Origin of the sequence: Blastomonas sp. AAP53 (genome assembly GCF_000331245.1) — a bacterium.
GTDB lineage: Bacteria > Pseudomonadota > Alphaproteobacteria > Sphingomonadales > Sphingomonadaceae > Blastomonas.
Genome location: NZ_ANFZ01000009.1, coordinates 326,178 through 348,477, shown reverse-complemented (window position 1 = coordinate 348,477; position 22,300 = coordinate 326,178). Strand labels below are relative to the sequence as shown.

Here is a 22,300-nt window from a genome sequence, read left to right as displayed (position 1 = left end):
TTAGGACATTATCAAAGTTTCCAGGCTATTCACCACGTAGAACCAGAACAGCTCATCTGGGCTGTTCGCGACATCTATCCGGGAAAATCGGTCACCATGAGCGCGTTTGGCAGAAAGAACGGAATCGGCAATATGGGCTCGGGCACACGGCCCAGCTTCGGGGTTGCCCGCCCGATGAAAGGCGGCGCTCCGGCGCCAGCTCCCACCGAACCCCGGCTTGGCCTGTCGATGGACATGGGCGGCGATCAGTTTCCTGACCTTGATTCCGTCGACCTTCTCGGTCTCGACATCATGGACATGACGCCCGAAAGCGTCGCATTGACCGATGCCATGACCCGCCTTTCCGATCGGGCCAATTCGGTCGCCGATACCGGCCCCAAGGTCGAAGGTTTCGAAGCGTCGGTCCACAAGATCAAGGAGCAGGTGTTGCCGCGCCTGCTCGAACGCGTCGACCCCGAAGCCGCCGCCACGCTGACCAAGGACGAGCTTGCCGAAGAATTTCGTCCGATCATTCTCGAAGTGCTGGCCGAGCTGAAGCTCACCCTTAACCGCCGCGAACAGTTCGCGCTGGAAAAGGTGCTGATCGACGAGCTGCTCGGCTTCGGTCCGCTCGAGGAGCTGCTCAACGATCCGGACATCACCGATATCATGGTCAATGGCCCTGAGCAGACCTATATCGAAAAGAAGGGCAAGCTCACCATCGCGCCGATCCAGTTCCGCGATGAGGAACATCTGCTGCAGATCGCCCAGCGCATCGTCAACCAGGTCGGCCGCCGCATCGACCAGACCACGCCGCTGGCCGACGCCCGCCTCAAGGACGGCAGCCGCGTCAACGTCATCATCCCGCCGCTGTCGCTGCGCGGCACCGCGATCTCGATTCGTAAGTTTTCCGAAAAACCGATCACGCTCGACAACCTCAAGGATTGGGGCGCGATGTCGGAAAAGATGGCGACCGCGCTCAAGATCGCAGGCGCCTGCCGCTTCAACGTCGTCATCTCGGGCGGTACCGGCTCGGGCAAGACGACGATGCTCAACGCATTGTCGAAGATGATCGATCCGGGCGAGCGCGTGCTGACGATCGAGGATGCCGCCGAACTTCGCCTGCAGCAGCCGCACTGGCTGCCGCTGGAAACCCGCCCGCCCAACCTGGAAGGCAAGGGCGCGATCAGCATCGGCGATCTCGTCAAGAACGCGCTGCGTATGCGTCCTGACCGGATCATCCTGGGCGAAATCCGCGGCGCGGAGTGCTTCGATCTGCTCGCCGCGATGAACACGGGTCATGACGGATCGATGTGTACGCTCCACGCCAACAGCCCGCGCGAGGCGCTGGGTCGTATGGAAAACATGATCCTGATGGGCGACATCAAGATCCCCAAGGAAGCGATCAGCCGTCAGATCGCCGAGTCGGTCGACATCATCGTACAGGTCAAGCGTCTGCGCGATGGTTCGCGCCGCGTGACCAATGTCACCGAGGTGATCGGCATGGAGGGCGAGGTTATCGTCACCCAGGAGCTGTTCAAGTTCGAATACATGGATGAAGGCGCCGACGGCAAGATCATCGGCGAATATCGTTCGACCGGCCTGCGCCCCTATACGCTCGAAAAAGCGCGGCAGTTCGGGTTCGAACAGGCGTATCTGGAAGCCTGCCTGTAATCAGAAGCCCTTGAGCGCGATCGCGGCGGCGAAGGCCGCGATCGTCAGCGACAGCACCGAAATCGCCGTCCACGGCATGAAGCCGACGCGATCGAAATTGCGCCTCCGCATCCGACGCGCATCCGCAATCACCGCCGTTCCCGCAAGCGCCGACATGGCAATGGCCAGTTGGGCCCAGACACTGTGCATCATGCGCGCTCCTCGTTGATGGCGGCATGTGGGGAGGCATCCGCGATTGTCCATCCCCCGGTTGAAATATCCCGGTGACGGGCTGCGGCTCCGGTCCGGACGCTGATCACGTCTGAGCGTTGCTCCGGTACAGCAGCGATCGCCAGCCAGAGCGATCAAACGGCTTCCAATCATCCAGCGGCTGCGCCAGCCGGTCAGCGATCGCGACCATCACCATCGGGTTGACCCCCAGTCCGCAATGGCTGGCGAGGACTTCAAGCGTCTCGGCCTGCGGGCCGGCCTTCTGCACCGATGCGCGCCACGCGACGATGCCATCGCTACGGCTGAGGATCGAGGTGGTCGGAACTGGTGGCGCTTCTTCGAGTGACTGGAAACGGCCCTGCTGCAGCGGCTCGGGGGTCTTGCCGTTCAACCGTTCGAACAGATGGCGGGCGTTGGTATAGCCGCGGTCGCTGGAGATGGGACTGCCCAGGCTGATCACCTGCCGCACCTTGTCCGGGCTGTGCTTGGCCATCTCGCGCGCAAACAACCCGCCCAGGCTCCACCCGATCAGCGAGACCGGACTGCCGGACTCATCATGGACCCGGTCGAGCAACGCATAGAGCGCCTGCTCGCGCTCGGTGGTGAACCGCAGATTGCGCCCCAGATCCCAGCCATGGGTCGCGTAACCCAGATCCTTGAGCAACCCGCGCATGGGACGCGTAGAGGTGTCGCCCGCCAGAAACCCGGGCAGAACGATCACCGCATGGCCATCGCCCTTGGGCAGGCGCTTCATCGCCTGGCGAAGCGCAATGAACGTGCCCAGCTCGAACACCGCGCGTCCCTCGGTCAGCGTGAGCAAGGGATGCGGCGGGCGAGCCTTGGAAGGACTATTCGCGGTCTGGGTCATGGTGTGGCAGTTCCTGTCTGCAAAGGAAGATAGGAACGCGCCGGCGCGGTTTTAAGCCTCACTCCACCAACGATAGCCCGGCGTCGATCAGCGGCCCGTCCAGTTGCCGGGGCGCTTCTCGACGAATGCTGCCATGCCTTCGGTCTGGTCCTCGCTGCCGAACAGCCCGTGGAACAGGCGGCGCTCGAACACCACGCCCTGCTGCAATGTCGTCTCGAACGCGGCGTTGACCATTTCTTTGACCGCCAAAGTGGCGAGCGGCGCCATGCCGGCGATCGTGCTTGCTGCCTTGACGGCTTCCTCGACCAGATCGGCGACCGGGACGACGCGCGCAACGAGGCCCGACTGCTCGGCTTCGGTCGCGTCCATCATCCGCCCGGTCAGGCACATGTCCATCGTCTTGGCCTTGCCGATGGCGCGCGCCATGCGCTGCGATCCGCCCATGCCGGGGGTGACGGCAAGCTTGATCTCGGGCTGGCCGAACTTGGCATTGTCGGCCGCGATGATGAAATCGCACATCATCGCCAGTTCGCAGCCGCCGCCCAGGGCGTATCCAGCCACTGCCGCGATCACCGGTTTGCGCGTGGCAGTGACCCGGTCATAGCCGGCAAAGAAGTTGCTGCCGTACATGTCGGCAAAGCTTTGCGTCGCCATTTCCTTGATGTCCGCGCCGGCGGCGAACGCCTTTTCGCTGCCTGTCAGCACGGCGCAGCCTTGCGACGCGTCAGCATCGAACGCCGCCAGGGCGGCGATCAGATCGGCGAGCACCTGGCTGTTGAGCGCATTGAGCGCCTGCGGGCGGTTCAGGGTGATCAGCGTGACAGCGCCGCGCTGTTCAACGAGCAGGGTTTCATAGGTCATCGTGCAATCTCCAGTGGCGTCCAGGCCTGATCGGCGGGAAGCGGCGCAAAAATGGTATCGAGCAGGTCGTCGGTCACACCCTCGGGCGTTTCCGGGTTCCAGCGCGGCGCATGGTCCTTTTCGATGATCAACGCACGGACGCCCTCGATGAAATCATGCATCTGCACGACGCGTGCGCCGATGGCATATTCTTGGACCATTTCCGCAGCGAAATCAGGCATCTGCGCGCCTTCCTTCAATTGGCGCAGCGCAACCTTGCAGGTCTGGGGGGACTTGGAGGCGAGCGTCGTGAGCTCCTTGGCGCTCCATTCCGAGCCTTCGGCATCCAGCGCCGCCAGAATGTCTTCGTAGCGATCGGAAGCGAACAGGCGATCGATGGTCTCACGGTTGTTCAGGATGCGGGCGGGCGCAGGCTCGACGGCTAGTCCGGCGAGGATCGTGTCGATCTGGTCGGGAGCCTCGGCTATCTGGCTCTTGGCATTCTCCAGAACGTCCGAGGGCAGATAATGCGTCGCTAGACCCAGCGCCAGACACTCCGCACCATCCAGCCGCGCGCCGGTCAGCGCCAGGAACTGGCCTGTACGCCCAGGCAGGCGCGAAAGGAACCAGCCGCCGCCGACATCGGGGAACAGGCCGATACCGGTCTCCGGCATGGCAAAGCGCGTGTTCTCGGTGGCAATCCGGTACCGCGCGGGCTGCGAAAGCCCAACCCCGCCCCCCATGGTGATACCATCCATGAATGCGACGATCGGCTTGGGATAGACGAACAGCAGGTGATTGAGCCGGTACTCGACGAAGAAGAATTCGCGCGCCTCGATGCCGTCCTTCGCGCCGCTGGTGGCCAGCATGCGGATGTCGCCGCCCGCGCAGAAACCGCGCCCTTCCGCATGGTCGATCATCACGGCATCGACGGCTGGATCGTCGATCCATCCGGTCAGCGCGTCGGTCATCGCCTGGCACATCGCGGTGGTCAGCGCATGAAGCGCGCCGGGGCGGTTGAGGCTGATGATGCCGGTGCGCCCTTCGACGCGGGTGATAACATCGGTGGTCATGGTCACATCCTTACTGGCGCAGCATTTCGCGCGCGACGATCATCCGCATCACCTGGTTGGTGCCTTCGAGGATCGAATGCACCCGCAGGTCGCGCCAGAAGCGCTCGATCGGATAATCCTGCAAATAGCCATAGCCGCCAAACAGTTGCAGCGCATCGTTGACAATCTTCGAACCGCTGTCGGTGCTCAAACGCTTGGCCATCGCAGCAAACTTGGTCTTGTCGGGCGCATTGGCCGAAACCTTGGCGGCAGCCAGATAGAGTAAAGCCCGCGCCGCCTCCAGATCGGTCGCCATGTCAGCGAGCATGAACTGGGTGTTCTGGAATTCGTTGATCCGCTTGCCGAATTGCTTGCGATCGTTGGTATAGGCCACCGCCTCGTCCAGGCAGCGCTGCGCCCCGCCCAGCGAACAGGCGCCAATGTTCAGGCGGCCTCCGTCGAGCCCCATCATCGCAAAACGGAAACCATCGCCTTCGGCACCGACGCGGTTGGCGACGGGGATGCGGGCGTTGTCGAAGATGACCTGCGCGGTCGGCTGGCTGTGCCATCCCAGCTTCTTCTCGTTCGCGCCGAAACTGACGCCGGGCGTGTCCTTGTCGATCACCAGGCACGAAATCCCCTTGGGGCCATCCTCGCCAGTGCGGACCATGGTGACATAGACGTCATTCGCGCCGGCGCCGCTGATGAACTGCTTGGAACCGTTGACGACATAATGGTCGCCATCGAGCACCGCCTTGGTCTTGAGCGCAGCCGCGTCCGATCCGGAGCCGGGCTCGGTCAGGCAATAGCTGGCGATCTTGTCCATCGTCACAAGATCAGGAAGATAGCGGCTCTTCAGATCATCCGATCCGAAGGTGTCGATCATCCATGCCGCCATGTTGTGGATCGAGATGAAAGCGCTGGTCGAGGGGCAGCCATAGGCCATCGCCTCCATGATCAACGCGGCTTCAAGCCGTCCGAGGCCAATACCGCCGCTCTCCTCGCTGACATAGATCGCGGCAAAGCCAAGGTCCGCCGCCTCCTTGATCGTGTCACGCGGGAAGATGTGTTTCTCGTCCCATTCGGCGGCAAAGGGCGTGATCCGGTCGGCGGTGAACTTGCGCGCCGCTTCCTGAATGGCAAGCTGGTCTTCGGTAAGCTCGAACTGGGTGGTCATGGCTATCCTGTCGCTGTGGCTGGGGGTCGTGCCGCCCCGCTATGGCCTTGGCGAATAATGCAATCGCACCGTTTTGGCCAGAGCGCGTCGCCCTGCCCTTTTGGTCAGGCCCAATGCGAAAATGCCGGTGCAATGCCCGCACTGTGAAGATTTGCAGAAGTTATGCCATTCGACGGGATGACGTAGCGGCCCGCTGCTGTTAGCAGAGCGCCGATGGCCCTGCCCGAACCCCAGCCTGCCCCCGTTGCGACGCCTGCCAGCAGCCCGCCTGCCAACCAGGCGCTGGTGGCCATTGTCATCCGACTGTTCGCCGCAATCTCGATCACCGCAATGTTCGCCTGCGTGAAGCTGGCATCGAACCATGGGGTGCATGTGCTTGAAAGCGTGTTCTATCGTCAGTTGACTGGCGTGCTGGTGCTGATCCCTGTCGCGGTGGCCGGCCCCGGCATGGCCTTGCTGAGGACATCGATACCATGGACCCACGCCGGACGGATGGTGATCGGCATGGTGGCGATGTCGCTGAACTTCCTGTCCTTCGCGCTGCTGCCGATCGCAGAGGCGACCGCGATCGGCTTCATGGTCCCGATCATCGCGACTTTACTGTCGATTTTCCTGCTCCACGAAACCGTGGGCCTGCATCGCTGGGGGGCGATTGCCGCCGGGCTTGCAGGCGTGTTGATCGTCGTGCAGCCGGGCAGCGGACACATTCCACTTGCCGGTGCGCTGGTCGGCATCGCCGGCGTCGCGATTACCGCCTGGGTCAGCATCATCATCCGCAAGCTGGGCGAGACCGAAAGCCCGGTGACGACAATGTTCTGGTTTTCTTTGAGCTCGATGATCCCGCTGGGTATCGCCATGCTGTTCGTGGGCAAGATGCACGATGCCGAGACCTGGGCCATCATCGGCCTGATGGGGCTGTTCGGAGCAGGCGCGCAGCTGGGGATCACCTGGTCGCTGCGGCTGGCCCCGGTATCGGTCGTGCTGCCGATGGACTATTCCAGCCTGATCTGGGCTGCGCTCGCCGGCTGGCTGATCTGGGAAAACTGGCCGGTGCCCGCGACCTGGATCGGGGCACCGTTGATCATCGGATCGGGCCTATACATCGCCTGGCGCGAAAACCAATTGGCGCGGCAACGCAGGGGTTGACCGCCCAGCGCGGCGACTAGCCCACCTGGCGTTCGCGCCCCTCCCAATACGGCGCGCGCAATTCGCGCCGCAAGATCTTGCCAGTGGCATTGCGCGGCATCTCCTGAATGATGTCGATGGTCTTGGGTGCCTTGAACGGCGCAATCCGCTCGCGCGCCCAGGCGATGACCGACGCGGGATCGACCTCGTGCCCGGCCTTGGGCACGACCACGGCCTTGACCGCCTCGCCCCATTTCTCGTCCGGAATGCCGATCACGGCGACTTCCAGCACATCGGGATGGCCGAAGATCGCATTCTCGACTTCCGCCGGATACACGTTCTCGCCGCCCGATATGATCATGTCCTTGACCCGGTCCTGGATGAACACATAGCCATCATCGTCCATATAGGCCGCATCGCCGGTGAGCAGCCAGCCATCGCCATCCACGGTCTCGCGCGTCTTGGCGTCGTTGCGCCAATAGCCGACCATGTTGAGCGCAGAGCGCGTCGCGATTTCGCCGATGGTACCATTGGGCACGGGCTGGCCCATGCCGTCGACGATGCGGATTTCCACGCCGGGCAGAGCCTTGCCCGCCGAGCGCATCCGATCATTGCCGGCGGGGTCATGGTCCTCTGGCGGCAAGGCGCAGAATGTTCCGGTGGTTTCGGTCATGCCATATTGCTGGCAGAACTGCGCTCCCATGGTGTGCATGCACTGGCGCAGCAGCTCCAGCGGGATCGGCGCTGCGCCGTACATCACCAGCTTGAGCCGCGACCAGTCGGTGCCGGCAGCGCGGGGATGATTGACCACCATCTGCAGCGCGGTGGGCACCAGGAACATGTGCGTGACGCCATCCTGCACGCAATCGAGCACCGCATCGGGCGAAAACTCGGCCCGGATCACCGCGCGGCAGCCGTTGTAGAACGCGATTGTTCCGACGCCCGAGCCCGCGATATGCGCGACCGGCATGATGACCAGCATCGAATCGTCGCTGCTGATCTTGTACCAATCCACATCAGACGCCTCGATCACCGGGCGCAGCGCGAACATGTTGCGGTTGCACAGCACCGCCCCCTTGGGATTGCCGGTGGTTCCCGATGTATAGAGTTGCAGCACGCCGCGTTCCGGGTCGACATCCGGCAGTCCGGCAGAGCCTTGCGAGGCAGCCCAGTCATCCAGCACCTCGAGCCCGGAGTCGTCATCAGCCGTATCGAGCAGCACGGTGTGCAGCGTACCTAGCCCATCCGCAGCCGCCTTGGCGGTTGCTGCGAAGCCAGGCTGGCACACCAGCAAAGCTGCGCCGGTATCCGCGAGAATATAGCGGACTTCGGGCACCGCCAGCCGCCAGCCCACCGGCACCATCGCCAGCCCCGCACGGCTTGCCGCGACCAGCAGCGTGAAATACAGGCTGGCGTTCTTGCCCAGCCATGCGATCCGGGTGCCGGGCTCAAGCCCTGCAGCGACAAACGCGCGCGCATACAGATCGACCTGCCGATCAAGTTCGCGGTAGCTGATCCGGGTGGTGCCATCATCCAGCGCGATGGCATCGGGACGTTCCTCAGCCCAGTATCGCACGGTGGAGCCTAGGTCGGTACGCGCTTCGGTGACGCTGGCCAGCATATCTCTCTCCCACATGTGGCGGTGGGCGAACCTTTTGATCCTGCCCTCAAGACGAAAGCTAGTCACAAAGCCGACCGCTTGACAATAGATATGCGTCAGCAGCGACGATAGAGAAGCGACAGGTTGTTGGCGGGCATCGCGATCAACGCTGCGGGAGCAAAGCCATGGCCCTGGGCTATCGCATCGATATCCGCCAGATTGCGCAGCCCCCAACAGGAATTGCGCTGCTTCAGAGAGGCCTCGAATGCCGGATTGTTCTGTGCCGTCATGACGTCATGACGCGCGAATGGCCCATAGGGATACAGCATGGTGCCACGCGAAAGCAGGTCAGGAGCCTGCCGGAACAGACCGGCGCTGGCGGTCGAAGGGCTGATGTGGAGCATATTCATTCACGGTAGGGTCCGGAGGTCCGCTTACAGGACCTCGAATCTGCAGCTTGGATGAACTAAACTGGATCGGAAACGGACTCAGCGCTTCGGCAGGGAGAGCACGCCTATCAGACCGACGATAAAGAAGAACCCGCCGCCCGACAGGAACATTTGGATCATCTCCCAAGTTTCGGCGTCGGTTAGGTTACGCTTCTCGTTTGTGTAGTAGATCGGCTCGCCACCGATGAAATGACTGACGGCGAATACAAGGATGAAGCTTGTGAACAGGACCCCGAGGGCGAGCCAGCGCCAAGCTATCCATCGGAACAGCCGGAGACCGGGCTTAGGAGGCCGCTCGAATATCCGAAAATCAGAAAAGATACGCATCACGATATGGATGACCGACTTAGCCGACGACCGCAATGGGGTCGCTTCCTCAACAGCAGCTTTTTCCTCACGCTGACAGAAAGCGGACACAGCCCAGAGATTCATGACTTTACGTCGAAGGCCTCCGATAAACCAGCATGAGATTATTGGCTGGCATCTCCTGGCGGCTGATGCGCGCGAAGCCATGGTCCGATGCTACCCGATCCACTTCACCGAGGTGGCGCAGGCCCCATGCCGGGTTTCTCGCCTTGAGCGATTCATCGAAGGCAAGATTGGATGCCGCCGTCTCCACGCCCTCCTCAAGATAAGGCCCATAGAGAAGGAGGGGCGCCTGCTCGGTGAGCACCCGAGCGCAACCCTTGAACAATCCCACCGTCGCATTCCACGCACTTATGTGGACCATATTGATGCACAGCAGGGCATCGGCATGGTCGATCGGCCAGGCCTTCGCTTCGACATCGATCAGCTTGGGCGGAAGGATGTTGGCAAGGCCGGACTCGGCCGTCCATGCGGCGATCGACTGGAGTGCGGCAGGTTCGCAATCGCTGGGCTGCCATTCGAGCGCGGGGAATTTGCCCGCAAAATGCACCGCATGCTCACCGCTGCCGCTGGCAATCTCCAGCACGACGCCGTGCGCCGGGAGCCAGTCTTTCAAGACTTCGGCGATAGCATCACGGTTGCGCAGCGTGGCGGGGGCATGGCGGCGGGCTTCGGCGCCCGCCTCGTCAATCAGCCAGGGTTTGGGTTCGGTCATGCTGCGCACCATGCCGCCATTGACAAGCACAGGCAATCGCAGCGCTTGCAAGCGGCCCGGCAAAGCGCCAGTTTGGGTCATGATCAACGACGAACCACCTCAATTGCCGCGCGTGGATGCCAGCATCGCGCCTGCCGTCGGCTTTCCGCCGCCGCTCGTGTTCCTGGGCTTCATCCTGCTGGGGCTGCTCGCAGACCGGCTGCTGGGACTGCCGCCGATCCCCATGAGCCGGTCGATCGGCTGGGTGGGCTTTGCCATGATGACGGGCGGTATCGGCCTGCTGATCGTGTCTCTGGGGCTGTTCCGCGCCTATGGCGAGAACCCTGAGCCCTGGACTCCCAGCCAGGCGATCATTGCGCGCGGCCCTTATCGGCACAGTCGCAATCCGATGTATCTGGGCATGCTGGCGATCCAGCTGGGCTATGCGATCTGGGACGGCAGCATGGGCGTGCTGACCTTCGTGCCCTTTGCCTTTATCGCCATCGACCGGGCCGTTATTGCCAAGGAAGAGAAATACCTGGCCGAAAGATTTGGCAAACCGTTTGCAGATTACTGCGCCCGAGTTCGCCGCTGGATATGAAAAACCCGCCCGGTGTGCGACCGGGCGGGTTTGAAGCGTTTACTCGGCGGCTTCGGCCTGTTCGATTGCAGGCTCTGTCCACACCAGCACCGGCTTGCGCGCGGCCAGCGTTTCATCGAGGCGACGACGCGGGGCGAAATGCGGTGCGCTGTGCAGCGATGCATCCCCCTGCTTGGCCCGCAACGCCACCGAGCGCAAAGCGCCGATGAACTGGTCGAGCGCAGCCTTGCTCTCGGTCTCGGTCGGTTCCACCAGCATGGCACCGTGCACCACCAGCGGGAAATAGACCGTCATCGGGTGGAAGCCCTCGTCGATCAGTCCCTTGGCAAGATCGATGGTCGAGAAGCCCTCGGCAAATCCGGCATCAGAGAACAAGGCCTCGTGCATGCACGGCCCTGCCGCCCCGAATGGCGCATCGAGGACGTCTTCGAGCGAGCGCAGGACGTAATTGGCGTTGAGCACCGCATCTTCCGCGACCTGCTTCAGCCCGTCTGCGCCGTGGCTGAGGATATAGGCCAGCGCGCGGGTGAACATGCCCATCTGGCCATGGAACGCAACCATCCGGCCAAAGCTGGATGCGTGATGATCCTGGGCGCTTTCCTCTTCGATCAGCGCGAGCCTGCCGTCATCGAGACGCTCGACAAACGGGAGCGGTGCAAACGGGGCAAGAGCCTCGGAGAACACCACCGGGCCGGAACCCGGACCGCCGCCGCCATGCGGGGTCGAGAAGGTCTTGTGCAGGTTGATATGCATCGCATCGACGCCGAGATCACCCGGACGCACCTTGCCCACGACGGCGTTGAAGTTCGCGCCATCGCAATAGACAAAGCCGCCTGCTGCATGGACCGCATCCGAAATGACCTTCAGATCGCGCTCGAACAGCCCGCAAGTGTTGGGGTTGGTGATCATCACACCGGCAACATCAGGGGCGAGCCGCGCGATCAGCGCGTCGACATCGACACGGCCGTCGGGCTTGGCCGGAATATCCTCAACCTGATAGCCTGCAAACGCCGCCGTTGCCGGGTTGGTGCCGTGCGCGCTTTCCGGAACGAGAATGACCGAGCGCTTGTCACCGCGCGCTTCGAGCGCAGACCGGATCGCCAGAATGCCGCACAATTCGCCATGCGCACCGGCCTTGGGCGACATCGCCACGCCTGCCATTCCGGTGAGCTTCACCAGCCACTCGCCGAGTTCGTCGATGACGGCCAGCGCGCCCTGCACGGTCTGGATCGGCTGCAGCGGGTGGATATCGGCAAAACCGGGCAAACGCGCCATCTTTTCGTTCAGCCGCGGGTTGTGCTTCATCGTGCACGATCCCAGCGGGAAAAGCCCCAGATCGATCGCGTAGTTCTGACGGCTGAGCCGGGTGTAATGGCGCACCGTCTCCTGCTCCGACAGGCCGGGCAAGCTGATCGCCGCTTTGCGTTCCAGACCACCAAGCCGCGATGCGACCTTCGGCGCCTCGGGCAGATCGACCCCTGTGCGGTTCCTGTCGCCAATCTCGAAAATCAGCGCCTCTTCCAGCATCAAGGCGCGATTGCCGGTGCTAGTGGTCCGCTCCGAACCAGCGGCGACGTCTTCGACCTGCCGCGTGGGGCGACCCTGATTGTTCATGCTCATGCCAGCAACTCCTGCAAGACGGTTGCGAAGGACTCGATGTCTTCCGGCGTCGTCGTTTCGGTAACGGCGACCACCAGCCCGTTGGCCAGCCCCGGCTCATCGGGATAGAGGCGGCCCAGCGATACGCCGCCCAGGATCTCGCGATCGGCCAGTTCGCGCACGATGGTCCGTGCATCCTTGGGAAGAACCAAGGTAAACTCATTGAAAAAGCTGTCGTTCAACACGGCGACGCCAGGCACCTGTGCCAGCCGGTTGGCAGCCGTGACCGCCATGCCATGGTTGACATCGGCCAGGCCGCGCAGACCCTTTTCGCCCAGCAATGTCATGTGAATGCTGAATGCCAGCGCGCACAATCCGCTGTTGGTGCAGATGTTGCTCGTCGCCTTTTCGCGGCGAATGTGCTGCTCGCGGGTCGACAGCGTCAGCACGAACCCGCGTTTGCCCTCGGCATCCACGGTTTCACCGCACAGGCGACCGGGCATCTGCCGAACATATTTCTGCTTGCAGCCGAACAGGCCCACATACGGCCCGCCGAACTGAAGCCCGACGCCCAGCGACTGGCCTTCGCCCACGACGATGTCCGCGCCCATTTCACCTGGGCTGCGCAGCGCGCCCAGCGCGACCGGCTCGGTGACCACCGCGATCAGCAGCGCGCCTGCCGCCTGCGTCGCGCTGGCCAGCGCGGTCAGATCGCTGACGCGACCCAGGATATCGGGATACTGCACCACGACGCAGCTGGTATCCTTGTCGATCTGGCCGATCAGCGCATCGACATCCGTCTCGGCATTCAGGCTGGGAGCCTGATGCACCAGCGCATCGCCGGTGAACCGCGCCATCGTCTTGGCGACGCCGACATAGTGCGGATGCAGGCCAGACGAGAGCAACGCCTTGCCCCGCTTGGTGATCCGGCGCGCCATGGTGACCGCTTCCCAGCAGGCGGTGGAGCCGTCGTACATCGACGCATTGGCAACATCGCACCCGAACAGCCGCGCGACCTGCGTCTGGAATTCGAACAGCATCTGCAGCGTGCCTTGCGCGATTTCCGGCTGATAGGGCGTGTAGGCGGTGAGAAACTCGCCGCGCTGGATCAGGTGATCGACCGAAGCCGGCACATGATGGCGATACGCGCCTGCCCCCATGAAGAACGGCACTTCACCCGCGACCAGATTCTGGCCGGCGAGTTTTTTCATGTGACGTTCGACCGCCATTTCGGGCGCATGCATCGGCAGGCCGCGAATCGGTCCGGTCAGCCGGGCCTCTTCGGGAATGTCGACAAACAGATCATCGATCGAGCCAGCACCAATGGTGGCGAGCATCGATACGCGGTCTTGGGTATTGAGGGGGAGGTAACGCATCGCCGGTTCATATCCTTTTGGGCATAATGCCAATGAGATTCGGTAATCGTTTTATATCAGAGACCTGCAACGAACTTTTTGTATCCAGCCTCATCCATCAGGCCGTCCAGTTCGCTCGGATCAGACAGTTCGAGCTTGAAGAACCAGCCGTCGCCTTCGGGGTCGGTGTTGACCAGCGCGGGTTCGTCGGCGAGGACGTCATTGCCTTCGACGATCGTTCCCGAAACCGGGCTGTACACGTCGCTTGCGGCCTTCACCGATTCAACGACGGCGGCTTCGTCGCCCTTGTCGAACTGCTTGCCTTCGGCAGGCACATCGACGAACACGACATCGCCCAGCTGTTCCTGCGCATATTCGGTGATGCCGACCGTGGCGACCTTGCCCTCGACTTCAACCCATTCATGTTCTTCGGTAAAATAACGGCTCATGTTGTGGCTCCATCAACTCGTGAGATAATCAGACAGCTTTGGCGCGGTGATAGCGGTGCGGCACGAACGGCATCGGCGCGACCGTGACGGGGATGCGCTTGCCGCGCACCTCGGCCTCCAGCACGGTCCCCATGTCGATGAAGGCAGCCTTGACCAGGCCCATCGCGATCGGCGCACCCAGCGTGGGGGCAAACCCGCCCGAGGTCACCTTGCCGACCATGCGATCGCCGACATAAAGCTCGGCGCCTTCGCGCACCGGCTGGCGCCCCTCGACCATCAGGCCGACGCGCTTGCGATCAACGCCTTCGGCCAGCTCTTCGAGAATGCGTTCGGCCCCTGCAAAACCGCCTTCGCTGCGGCGACGCTTGCTGATCGAAAATGCCAGATCCCCTTCCGTGGGGCTCACCGTTTCATCAAGGTCATGGCCATACAGTGGCAGGCCTGCTTCAAGCCGCAGCGAATCGCGCGCGCCCAGGCCGATCGGCTTGACGCTTTCGAGCGCGCACAGCCGGTCAGCCAGTTGCGCTGCATGATCACAATCGACGCTGATCTCGAAGCCATCCTCTCCGGTATAACCCGAGCGGCTGATCCACAGCGACATGCCATCGAAAGTAAACGCGCCGGCCTGCATGAAGTACAGCGACGCCACATCGGGGATCAGGCTGGCCAAAGCCTCGCCCGCCCTGGGGCCCTGCAGCGCAAACAGCGCGCGCTCGTCGAGCAGCGTGATCACCACCTCGTCGGGAAACACCTCGCGCATGTGCGCCAGATCGTCATATTTGCAGGCGCCATTGACGACCAGGTACAGGTCGCGCTCGCGCCGCGTCACCATCAGGTCGTCCAGAATGCCGCCCTCGTCGTTCAGCAGCACCGAATAGCGCATGCGGTTGACGCCCAGCTTCTGGATCTCGCCGGGCACGACGGATTCCAGCGCAACATCGGGGGCATCGCCGGTCAGCAGCACCTGGCCCATGTGGCTGACGTCGAACAGACCGGCGTTTTCACGCGTCCACAGATGCTCGGCCATCACGCCTTCATACTGGACGGGCATCTGATAGCCGGCGAACGGCACCATCCGGCCACCACGCTCGCGATGCCAGGCATCGAGCGGCAGCAGCCGATCGGGCAGGCGTTCCATCATTTCGGCGATAAAGTCGGTCATCAGGGTACTCCGGTGGCATGAGGCTGAACAACGCCCACAACCCAAAGGCCATGAACCGCGTCCAACCCCCTCTGTCACTTGAACCTGAGAGCTTTCATGACCGGGAAAGACCCGTCCATTTACCCCTTCGGTGGAGCAGCCCAGCAGGGCCACTCGCTTTCCAGAGCGCCGATCAACGACACGGTCCCGATGACCTGAGAGATTCCGGGGCGGTTGCTCCTTCGGTGGCGGTGCCGGGGCACCGCGCTCTCCCGTGTCGTCTCATGGAGCTTTCGCCCCATTGACGAGACGGGGAATGGGCAATCGTGCGAGGGCTGTCAATCAAATTACGCTGCGATGCAATATACGCATCTCACACGTGGCTGAGCCCCTCGGGCGCGTGACCGAAAATCTGCCGGTGGCAGGTGAGCGCGAAGCGGTCGGTCATGCCCGCCAGGAAATCGGCGATATGGCGGCTCTTCCACGGCTCGCTCTGGGGCAGACGCGAGCGCCAGTCCTCCGGCAGCAGCGCCGGGTCGGCATGATAGGCGGCAAACAGCGCCGCAATCACTTGCCGCGCCAGCTCGGCAGCCTCGAGCTGCCGGGGATGATGATAGACGCGCGCGTACATGAACGCCTTCAGGTCGCGCTCCTGTGCCGCCATCGCATCGGAAAAGCCTGCGATCATTTGCCCAGCTGCGCGGACATCCTCGATATCGCCGATGCCAAGGTCTGCGATTCGCTGCCGGGTTGACGCTATGACGTCATTGACCATCAGCCCGATCTGGTCGCGCACAAATTCGGACCGCAACCGGTCTTCGGCAACCCCGGGAAAGCGCGACCGAATGGCATCCCACTGCCGAATGGCACTGGGCAGTGACAGCAGATCGTCAAACGACAGGAACCCGGCGCGCAGGCCGTCATCAATGTCATGATTGTCATAGGCGATGTCGTCGGCGACTGCGGCAACCTGCGCCTCCAGCGACGAGAAGCGCTTGAGATCGAGATCGAATGCTGCGTCGATTTCCGCCAGCGCCCAGGGCGCGGATGCGACCGGGCCGTTGTGCTTGGCCAGCCCCTCCAAGACTTCCCAGCTGAGATTCAGCCCCTGCCAGAGCGGGTAAGGCGACTCCAGAACGTGCAGCGCGCGCAGTGTGTGCGCATTATGGTCGAACCCGCCCTGCCCTGCCATCGCTTCCTGCAACGCATCTTCGCCCGCATGGCCGAATGGGGGATGACCGATATCGTGCGCCAGACACAAAGCCTCGGTCAGATCCTCATCCAGACCTAGTGATCGCGCAATCGTGCGCCCGATCTGGGCGACCTCCAGACTATGGGTCAGCCGCACGCGGTAATGGTCGCCATCGGGCGCGACAAAGACCTGCGTCTTGTGCCGCAGACGCCGGAAACTGATCGAGTGGATGATGCGATCGCGATCGCGCTGGAACGCTCCGCGCGGGCCCCGGGTGGGCGCGCCGCTTTCGGCATGTTGCCGCCCGCGCGTGGCGTCTGGATCGCAGGCAAAGGGTGCGCGAGGATGCATGGCTTGGGGCGACTCCGGTAGCTTCGCCGCTATCCGGCAAAGGTCGATGCGCTTTAGGCTCAAGCCACCGTGAGACTCAACCCTCGCCCATGATCCAGTTGACTGCGGCATGCGCATGGATCTCTGTGCCATCATAGATTGGCAGCACATTGGCCTTGGTGTCGATGATCATTTCCAGCTCGGTGCAGCCCAGCACAACCGCCTGCACGTCTTCCTTGGCAATGTTGGTGAGGAAGGTCTTCATCGTGCGTTCCGATTCGCGGACCACGCGGCCTTCCATCAGCTCGTCATAAATGATTCGGTCGATCTCCTCGACGCGCTCCATCTGCGGTGCGAGCAGGCCGATCCCATGGCGGACCAGCCGCTGCCGGTAGAAGCTCTCGAGCATCACGTTGCGCGTACCGATGATCGCAGCACGCTTGATGCCGTCGGCCTGCATCTTCTCGCCGACGCAATCGGCGATATGGATGATAGGTACCGCGACCGCCGCCTGCACCCGGTCATAGACCTTGTGCATGGAATTGGCGCAGATCAGGACTGCGGTCGCACCCGATTGTTCGAGCGAGCGCGCCGCCGCGATCAGGCGTTCGGCGGCGTGATCCCAACCTTCGGGCGTCGTGATCTGCGAAATATCGCAGAAGTTGAGGCTTTCGATCGCGATCGGGCCGCTGCACAGCGACCCGGCGCGTTTCTGCACTTCCTTGTTGATCAGGCGGTAATAGGTTTCGGTCGAGACCCAGCTCATCCCGCCGATCAGGCCAATTTTCCGCATGAAGCTCAGTGCCCCAGGTTCTTGCAGATATCCTCGACCATCTTCTTCGCATCGGCCAGCAGCATCATCGTCTGGTCCATGTAGAACACGTCGTTGTCGACGCCCGCATAGCCCACGCCGCCCATCGAGCGCTTGATGAAGAACACCGTCTTTGCCTTGTCGACATCGAACACCGGCATGCCGTAGATCGGCGAGGACTTGTCGGTCTTGGCCGCCGGATTGACCACGTCGTTCGCACCGATGATGAAGGCAACGTCGGTCTGCGCGAATTCGCTGTTGATGTCTTCGAGTTCGAACACCTCATCATACGGCACGTTGGCCTCGGCGAGCAGCACATTCATGTGCCCCGGCATGCGGCCTGCGACCGGATGGATCGCGTATTTGACGCTGACGCCTTCCTTCTTGAGCAGATCGCCCATTTCACGCAGCGCGTGCTGCGCCTGCGCCACCGCCATGCCGTATCCGGGCACGATGATCACGCTTTCGGCCTGCTTCATCATGTACGCCGCATCTTCGGCGCTGCCGCGCTTCCACGGACGGTCGACCTTGGCCGCACCTGCACCGCCGCCGCCACCAGCATCGGCACCAAAGCCGCCTGCGATGACCGAGATGAAGCTGCGGTTCATCGCCTTGCACATGATGTAGGACAGGATCGCACCCGACGATCCGACGAGCGCGCCGGTAATGATCATCGCGGTGTTCGAGAGCGTGAAGCCCATCGCCGCTGCCGCCCAGCCCGAATAGCTGTTCAGCATGGAAACGACGACCGGCATGTCCGCGCCGCCGATGGGAATGATCAGCAGGAAGCCGATGATGAACGCCAGCACGGTGATCGCCAGGAACAGCCAGCCTTCGCCGGGGCCGCCTTGGGGCGATACGGTGTAGACGGCGATCATGCCGAGGATTGCGGCGAGCACGCCCAGGTTGATGACATGGCGCCCCGGCAGCATGATCGGCGAGCCCGACATGTTGCCGTTCAGTTTCAGGAACGCGATGACCGAGCCCGAGAAGGTGATCGCACCGATCGCCACGCCCAGGCCCATTTCGACGCGGCTGACCGCGAGGATCTGGCCGGTAGCATCGAGAATGCCGAACGCCTCGGGATTGAGCCAGGCTGCCAGCGCCACCAGCACGGCGGCAAGACCGACCAGCGAGTGGAAGGCGGCGACCAGCTGCGGCATGTCGGTCATCTTGATCTTGCGGGCGATGACGAAGCCGGCGACGCCGCCGATTGCAATCGCAGCGATGATTTCGACGATATTGGCGATATCATGCGTGATCAGCGTCGTGATGACTGCGATCCCCATGCCGATCATGCCGAAGCGGTTGCCATCGCGGCTGGTCTCGGGGCTCGAAAGCCCGCGCAGCGCGAGGATGAAGAACACGCCCGCCACCAGATAGGCCAGCGATACCCAAGGGCTCACCGGTGCGGCATCACCGCCCGCAGCGAACGCGGGAACCGAGGTCAATGCGCTTGCCGCAGCGGCGGCGAAGGCCAAGGGACCTTGACGGAAAGAACGGCGGGTAAAGTTCATTGCTGCCCCCAGAGCCATCACTTGCGCTCCTTCTTCTTGTACATCGCAAGCATGCGCTCGGTGACGGCAAAGCCGCCGAAGATGTTGACCGACGCGAACACGACCGCCAGCAGCCCCAGATATTTGGCCACTGCAGAGCCCGCCTCGGCGCTGGCAATCAGCGCACCGACTATGATCACCGATGAAATCGCGTTGGTCACCGCCATCAGCGGGGTGTGCAGCGCCGGCGTCACCGACCAGACGACATAATAGCCCACGAAACAGGCCATCACGAAGATCGAGAGGATTGAGATGAAGTCCATCTTCATATTCTCCATTCGTCCCGGCGCATCGGCCATGCCATCGCGCGGGAAAGGTCCGGGCCAGGCCGGTCAAATGTTCAATTGCGCAAGCTCAGCTGGGGAGCAGCCGTTCGCTGACAACCTTGCCGCCCATGGTCACACGCACGCCCTGCACGATTTCATCGTCGTCGGGGAACACGGGAGCCTTGGTGTCCTTGTCCCAGAAAGCGGAGAAGAAGTTGTAGAGATTGCGGGCAAACAACGCCGATGCGTCCGTCGCGAGGCGCGAAGGCACGTTGCGATGGCCGACGATCTTGACGCCATGTTTCACCACGACCTCACCAGCGACTGCGCCTTCGACATTCCCGCCCTGCTCGACCGCCAGGTCAACCAGAACGCTGCCCGGCTTCATGCTGGCGATCTGCGCGTCCGAGACCAGGCGCGGTGCAGCCCGGCCCGGGATCAGTGCGGTGGTGATGACGATGTCCTGCTTGGCGATATGAGCCGATACCAACTCGGCCTGCGCCGCCTTGTACTCGTCGGACATTTCGGTGGCATAGCCGCCCGCACCCTCGCCCTCGATACCCGCAACGTTTTCCACGAAGATCGCCTTGGCACCCAGCGACTGGATCTGTTCCTTGGTCGCCGAACGCACATCGGTGGCAGACACCTGCGCACCCAGACGGCGTGCGGTGGCGATCGCCTGAAGCCCTGCCACGCCAACCCCCATCACGAAGACCTTGGCAGCAGACACGGTGCCTGCTGCGGTCATCATCATCGGGAAGGCCTTGCCATATTCCGAAGCGCCGTCGAGCACTGCCTTGTAGCCGGCGAGGTTCGACTGCGATGACAGGATGTCCATCGACTGGGCACGCGTGATGCGCGGCATGAATTCCAGCGCCAGCGCCTGAAACCCGGCTGCAGCATAAGCATCAATCCGGGCACGCTCACCAAAGGGGTTGAGCGAGGCCGCGATCATGGCGCCTGGTTTGGCCCCTGCAAGGCTGGCGGGGTCCGGCCCCTGGACGCCGAAAATGATGTCGGCACCGCCCACCACGTCAGCGCGTGCGGCCACGGTGGCCCCTGCGGCTGCGAAATCTGCGTCCGATACCGATGCAAACTCGCCCGCCCCGGTTTCCACCGCGACGTCCGCGCCCAAAGCGATGAACTTCTTGACCGTTTCAGGGCTCGCCGAAACGCGCCGCTCACCCGATGCCTGCTCCTTGAGGACCGCGATCTTCATGCCGCCGCCGTTCAACTGGCGATGAGAACGACGACGAACGCCGTCACCAGCGCCGCGATGATGGAACCCGTCTTCATCCAGCCCATGAACCCTTCATAGGTCTGGCGCGCGGATTCGATGTTGTTGCTGGACATGTCGTTGGCCATTGTCAGAGCCCTTTCCATTGCATTTGATGCCGAATTTAACTCGGTTCGCCTTAACCGAATGCCGGGTGTGGCTCAATCCCGCAAGCTTCAAATCGTTAAGGGGGTGACAAGCGCAACTTTAATGGGGTTTTTACCACATGTCGTTACAGCATGATGGCGATGGCAAAGGAACGAACTGACGCAGACCAGCAGACCCGACGGGTGATGCTGATCGACAACGAACCGGCGCAATGCCGTCTCGTCTCGGCGCTGGCTGCCAAGGCCGGCTGGCGGACGCTGTTTGCGCACGATTCGGAAACTGCCATTGCGATGCTGGGCACCCAGGAAGGGATGATGCTTGATGCCATCATTCTCGACCAATGGGTCCCGGGCGATGAAGCCGCTGAACTGATTGCCGAGCTGAAAGCCCGCCGCCCTGCCCTGCCTATCCTGATGCTCACCACAAGCACCTCGCCGTTGCTGGCGGTGGAAGCGATGCGCGCAGGCGCCACCGATTACCTGATCAAGCCGATTGCGCCCGACAGGCTGGTCGCCGCATTGAACGCAGCTGCACGCACCGACGATGCTGCCGAACTTCGCCCGCTCACGGAAAAGATCGCAGCCCCGCTCGATTTCGACGAGATGATCGGATCGTCGCCGCGGTTTCGCGCGGCATTGGCCATCGCCGCCAAATCCGCCCGCACCCATTCGCCCGTGCTGATCGAAGGCGAAACCGGGACCGGCAAGGAGATGATCGCACGCGCCATCCATGCCGCCAGCCCGCGCTCCAAGCTCGCGCTGAGACTGGTGACCTGCGCCAATGCGTCCAGCGGGCAGATCGAATCGCATCTCTTCGGCCACGAGCGCGGAGCCTTTCCCGGCGCATTCGACCGCCATGTCGGCGTCATCCAGCGGGTGGACGGCGGCACCATCTTCATCGACGAGATCGACCAGGTTCCACTGGAATCGCAGGCCAAATTGGCTGACGCAATCCGTGCAGGCGAAATCCAGCCTTTGGGTGCGAGGCACAGTTTCCGCTGCGACGTTCGCTTCATCTGCGCCAGCAACACCCCGCTCAAGCCGATGGTGGATGCCGGCACCTTCCGCGAAGACCTGTATTTCGCCATTGCACCAGTGCAGATCACGATTCCCGCGCTGCGCGACCGTACCAGCGACATCCCTGCCCTCGTCCGCCACTTCCTCGCGCGCATTGCCGAACAGCCTGGCCTGCGCGGCCTTGGAATCACCGACGAGGCGCTGCAGCTGCTCTCCAGCTTCGATTGGCCGGGCAATGTCCGCCAGCTGCAGAACGCGCTGTTCCGCGCCGCGATCTTCTGCGATGGCGATGCGCTGACCACCGCCGAGTTTCCGCAGCTCACCCATATGCTGGGCGAAGAGGAGCCGCGGCGGGCATCCACCAGCCACGACGGCATCGGCATCACCCTGTACGCCGAAGACGGCAACCTGCGTCCGCTCGAGGAAATCGAGGCCGATGTCATCCGCCTCGCGATCGGCCATTACCGAGGGCGCATGACCGAAGTCGCCCGCAGGCTGGGCATTGGTCGGTCCACCCTCTATCGCAAGCTGACCGAGCTGGGCATCGACAACGCCGCCTGAGCCGC

General features: G+C 62.8%; 23 protein-coding genes and 1 riboswitch. Of the genes, 4 read left to right on the top strand and 19 right to left on the bottom strand.

What is annotated here, in order from left to right; genetic code table 11:
• Window positions 1-96 precede the first annotated feature (96 nt).
• Entirely contained in the window at window positions 97-1,653 is a 1,557-nt protein-coding gene (locus D618_RS0108585; RefSeq protein WP_017671099.1) for a CpaF family protein, read from the top strand.
• Here D618_RS0108585 and D618_RS0108580 read toward each other — a convergent pair whose 3' ends face one another.
• The 5 genes from D618_RS0108580 to D618_RS0108560 all read right to left on the bottom strand — a co-directional run bounded on the left by D618_RS0108580 (window position 1,654) and on the right by D618_RS0108560 (window position 5,800).
• Window positions 1,654-1,845 carry a hypothetical protein gene (locus D618_RS0108580; protein ID WP_017671098.1) on the bottom strand — a complete coding sequence of 64 codons (192 nt, stop codon included), beginning with the start codon at window positions 1,843-1,845 and terminating at the stop codon, window positions 1,654-1,656.
• Window positions 1,846-1,948: 103 nt separating this feature from the next.
• A complete protein-coding gene (locus D618_RS0108575; RefSeq protein ID WP_017671097.1) occupies window positions 1,949-2,731 on the bottom strand; it encodes an alpha/beta fold hydrolase in 783 nt (260 codons plus the stop codon).
• 87 nt (window positions 2,732-2,818) lie between these two features.
• Window positions 2,819-3,592 (bottom strand): enoyl-CoA hydratase, encoded by a 774-nt coding sequence (locus D618_RS0108570; RefSeq protein WP_017671096.1) that lies wholly within the window; start codon window positions 3,590-3,592, stop codon window positions 2,819-2,821.
• Window positions 3,589-4,644 carry an enoyl-CoA hydratase/isomerase family protein gene (locus D618_RS0108565; protein ID WP_017671095.1) on the bottom strand — a complete coding sequence of 352 codons (1,056 nt, stop codon included), beginning with the start codon at window positions 4,642-4,644 and terminating at the stop codon, window positions 3,589-3,591. The genes D618_RS0108570 and D618_RS0108565 overlap by 4 nt, the downstream gene beginning before the upstream one ends.
• A 10-nt stretch (window positions 4,645-4,654) precedes the next feature.
• Window positions 4,655-5,800: an acyl-CoA dehydrogenase family protein gene (locus D618_RS0108560; RefSeq protein ID WP_017671094.1), complete on the bottom strand. Its 1,146-nt coding sequence runs from the start codon at window positions 5,798-5,800 to the stop codon at window positions 4,655-4,657.
• A gap of 213 nt (window positions 5,801-6,013) precedes the next feature.
• Between D618_RS0108560 and D618_RS0108555 the strand changes: the two genes are divergently transcribed.
• Entirely contained in the window at window positions 6,014-6,946 is a 933-nt protein-coding gene (locus tag D618_RS0108555) for a DMT family transporter (RefSeq protein WP_017671093.1), read from the top strand.
• A gap of 16 nt (window positions 6,947-6,962) precedes the next feature.
• Here the strand turns inward: D618_RS0108555 and D618_RS0108550 are convergent, their stop codons facing one another.
• The 4 genes from D618_RS0108550 to D618_RS0108535 form a co-directional block, all read right to left on the bottom strand.
• Complete coding sequence (locus D618_RS0108550; RefSeq protein WP_238550626.1) at window positions 6,963-8,561, bottom strand: long-chain-fatty-acid--CoA ligase; 1,599 nt, start codon at window positions 8,559-8,561, stop codon at window positions 6,963-6,965.
• An 80-nt stretch (window positions 8,562-8,641) separates the two neighbouring features.
• Window positions 8,642-8,935, bottom strand: a complete 294-nt coding sequence (locus tag D618_RS18070) for a DUF938 domain-containing protein (protein WP_017671091.1) — start codon at window positions 8,933-8,935, stop codon at window positions 8,642-8,644.
• A 78-nt stretch (window positions 8,936-9,013) separates the two neighbouring features.
• Complete coding sequence (locus tag D618_RS0108540) at window positions 9,014-9,406, bottom strand: hypothetical protein (RefSeq protein ID WP_017671090.1); 393 nt, start codon at window positions 9,404-9,406, stop codon at window positions 9,014-9,016.
• A 4-nt stretch (window positions 9,407-9,410) separates the two neighbouring features.
• Window positions 9,411-10,055, bottom strand: coding sequence for a DUF938 domain-containing protein (locus D618_RS0108535; protein ID WP_026091462.1), 645 nt, complete (start codon window positions 10,053-10,055; stop codon window positions 9,411-9,413).
• Between the two features lie 79 nt (window positions 10,056-10,134).
• Between D618_RS0108535 and D618_RS0108530 the strand changes: the two genes are divergently transcribed.
• A complete protein-coding gene (locus tag D618_RS0108530; protein WP_017671088.1) occupies window positions 10,135-10,635 on the top strand; it encodes an isoprenylcysteine carboxylmethyltransferase family protein in 501 nt (166 codons plus the stop codon).
• 39 nt (window positions 10,636-10,674) lie between these two features.
• On the opposite strand, the gene gcvPB is transcribed toward D618_RS0108530, so the two are convergent.
• The 10 genes from gcvPB to D618_RS0108480 all read right to left on the bottom strand — a co-directional run bounded on the left by gcvPB (window position 10,675) and on the right by D618_RS0108480 (window position 20,687).
• Window positions 10,675-12,255, bottom strand: a complete 1,581-nt coding sequence (gene gcvPB / locus D618_RS0108525; protein WP_017671087.1) for an aminomethyl-transferring glycine dehydrogenase subunit GcvPB — start codon at window positions 12,253-12,255, stop codon at window positions 10,675-10,677.
• Window positions 12,252-13,610, bottom strand: a complete 1,359-nt coding sequence (gcvPA, locus tag D618_RS0108520) for an aminomethyl-transferring glycine dehydrogenase subunit GcvPA (RefSeq protein ID WP_017671086.1) — start codon at window positions 13,608-13,610, stop codon at window positions 12,252-12,254. The genes gcvPB and gcvPA overlap by 4 nt, the downstream gene beginning before the upstream one ends.
• A gap of 56 nt (window positions 13,611-13,666) precedes the next feature.
• The gene (gene gcvH / locus D618_RS0108515; protein WP_017671085.1) at window positions 13,667-14,038 is read right to left on the bottom strand and encodes a glycine cleavage system protein GcvH; all 372 of its coding nucleotides are present in this window, start codon (window positions 14,036-14,038) and stop codon (window positions 13,667-13,669) included.
• Window positions 14,039-14,066: 28 nt separating this feature from the next.
• The gene (gene gcvT, locus D618_RS0108510) at window positions 14,067-15,200 is read right to left on the bottom strand and encodes a glycine cleavage system aminomethyltransferase GcvT (protein WP_017671084.1); all 1,134 of its coding nucleotides are present in this window, start codon (window positions 15,198-15,200) and stop codon (window positions 14,067-14,069) included.
• A gap of 171 nt (window positions 15,201-15,371) precedes the next feature.
• Window positions 15,372-15,464: riboswitch (glycine riboswitch) on the bottom strand.
• Window positions 15,465-15,552: 88 nt separating this feature from the next.
• Window positions 15,553-16,722, bottom strand: a complete 1,170-nt coding sequence (locus D618_RS0108505) for a deoxyguanosinetriphosphate triphosphohydrolase (RefSeq protein WP_017671083.1) — start codon at window positions 16,720-16,722, stop codon at window positions 15,553-15,555.
• A 76-nt stretch (window positions 16,723-16,798) separates the two neighbouring features.
• A complete protein-coding gene (locus D618_RS0108500) occupies window positions 16,799-17,494 on the bottom strand; it encodes an amino acid racemase (protein ID WP_026091459.1) in 696 nt (231 codons plus the stop codon).
• Window positions 17,495-17,499: 5 nt separating this feature from the next.
• Window positions 17,500-19,047 (bottom strand): NAD(P)(+) transhydrogenase (Re/Si-specific) subunit beta, encoded by a 1,548-nt coding sequence (locus D618_RS0108495; RefSeq protein ID WP_238550625.1) that lies wholly within the window; start codon window positions 19,045-19,047, stop codon window positions 17,500-17,502.
• The gene (locus D618_RS0108490) at window positions 19,047-19,331 is read right to left on the bottom strand and encodes an NAD(P) transhydrogenase subunit alpha (protein WP_026091457.1); all 285 of its coding nucleotides are present in this window, start codon (window positions 19,329-19,331) and stop codon (window positions 19,047-19,049) included. The genes D618_RS0108495 and D618_RS0108490 overlap by 1 nt, the downstream gene beginning before the upstream one ends.
• 91 nt (window positions 19,332-19,422) lie before the next feature.
• Complete coding sequence (locus D618_RS0108485; RefSeq protein ID WP_026091456.1) at window positions 19,423-20,553, bottom strand: NAD(P) transhydrogenase subunit alpha; 1,131 nt, start codon at window positions 20,551-20,553, stop codon at window positions 19,423-19,425.
• Window positions 20,554-20,564: 11 nt separating this feature from the next.
• Complete coding sequence (locus tag D618_RS0108480; RefSeq protein WP_193746699.1) at window positions 20,565-20,687, bottom strand: aa3-type cytochrome c oxidase subunit IV; 123 nt, start codon at window positions 20,685-20,687, stop codon at window positions 20,565-20,567.
• A 162-nt stretch (window positions 20,688-20,849) separates the two neighbouring features.
• Between D618_RS0108480 and D618_RS0108475 the strand changes: the two genes are divergently transcribed.
• Window positions 20,850-22,295 (top strand): sigma-54 dependent transcriptional regulator, encoded by a 1,446-nt coding sequence (locus D618_RS0108475; RefSeq protein ID WP_017671077.1) that lies wholly within the window; start codon window positions 20,850-20,852, stop codon window positions 22,293-22,295.
• Window positions 22,296-22,300: the final 5 nt, after the last annotated feature.

Coding starts and splice junctions, on each gene's coding strand:
- D618_RS18070 (WP_017671091.1), bottom strand. CDS start 8,935: ATGAATATGCTCCACATCAGCCCTTCGACCGCCAGCGCCGGTCTGTTC.
- D618_RS0108495 (WP_238550625.1), bottom strand. CDS start 19,047: ATGGCTCTGGGGGCAGCAATGAACTTTACCCGCCGTTCTTTCCGTCAA.
- D618_RS0108530 (WP_017671088.1), top strand. CDS start 10,135: ATGATCAACGACGAACCACCTCAATTGCCGCGCGTGGATGCCAGCATC.
- D618_RS0108485 (WP_026091456.1), bottom strand. CDS start 20,553: ATGAAGATCGCGGTCCTCAAGGAGCAGGCATCGGGTGAGCGGCGCGTT.
- D618_RS0108490 (WP_026091457.1), bottom strand. CDS start 19,331: ATGGACTTCATCTCAATCCTCTCGATCTTCGTGATGGCCTGTTTCGTG.
- D618_RS0108500 (WP_026091459.1), bottom strand. CDS start 17,494: ATGCGGAAAATTGGCCTGATCGGCGGGATGAGCTGGGTCTCGACCGAA.
- D618_RS0108555 (WP_017671093.1), top strand. CDS start 6,014: ATGGCCCTGCCCGAACCCCAGCCTGCCCCCGTTGCGACGCCTGCCAGC.
- gcvH (WP_017671085.1), bottom strand. CDS start 14,038: ATGAGCCGTTATTTTACCGAAGAACATGAATGGGTTGAAGTCGAGGGC.
- D618_RS0108580 (WP_017671098.1), bottom strand. CDS start 1,845: ATGATGCACAGTGTCTGGGCCCAACTGGCCATTGCCATGTCGGCGCTT.
- D618_RS0108575 (WP_017671097.1), bottom strand. CDS start 2,731: ATGACCCAGACCGCGAATAGTCCTTCCAAGGCTCGCCCGCCGCATCCC.
- D618_RS0108570 (WP_017671096.1), bottom strand. CDS start 3,592: ATGACCTATGAAACCCTGCTCGTTGAACAGCGCGGCGCTGTCACGCTG.
- D618_RS0108560 (WP_017671094.1), bottom strand. CDS start 5,800: ATGACCACCCAGTTCGAGCTTACCGAAGACCAGCTTGCCATTCAGGAA.
- D618_RS0108505 (WP_017671083.1), bottom strand. CDS start 16,722: ATGCATCCTCGCGCACCCTTTGCCTGCGATCCAGACGCCACGCGCGGG.
- D618_RS0108585 (WP_017671099.1), top strand. CDS start 97: ATGAGCGCGTTTGGCAGAAAGAACGGAATCGGCAATATGGGCTCGGGC.
- D618_RS0108535 (WP_026091462.1), bottom strand. CDS start 10,055: ATGACCGAACCCAAACCCTGGCTGATTGACGAGGCGGGCGCCGAAGCC.
- D618_RS0108540 (WP_017671090.1), bottom strand. CDS start 9,406: ATGAATCTCTGGGCTGTGTCCGCTTTCTGTCAGCGTGAGGAAAAAGCT.
- D618_RS0108480 (WP_193746699.1), bottom strand. CDS start 20,687: ATGTCCAGCAACAACATCGAATCCGCGCGCCAGACCTATGAAGGGTTC.
- D618_RS0108565 (WP_017671095.1), bottom strand. CDS start 4,644: ATGACCACCGATGTTATCACCCGCGTCGAAGGGCGCACCGGCATCATC.
- D618_RS0108475 (WP_017671077.1), top strand. CDS start 20,850: ATGATGGCGATGGCAAAGGAACGAACTGACGCAGACCAGCAGACCCGA.
- gcvPA (WP_017671086.1), bottom strand. CDS start 13,610: ATGCGTTACCTCCCCCTCAATACCCAAGACCGCGTATCGATGCTCGCC.
- gcvT (WP_017671084.1), bottom strand. CDS start 15,200: ATGACCGACTTTATCGCCGAAATGATGGAACGCCTGCCCGATCGGCTG.
- gcvPB (WP_017671087.1), bottom strand. CDS start 12,255: ATGAGCATGAACAATCAGGGTCGCCCCACGCGGCAGGTCGAAGACGTC.
- D618_RS0108550 (WP_238550626.1), bottom strand. CDS start 8,561: ATGTGGGAGAGAGATATGCTGGCCAGCGTCACCGAAGCGCGTACCGAC.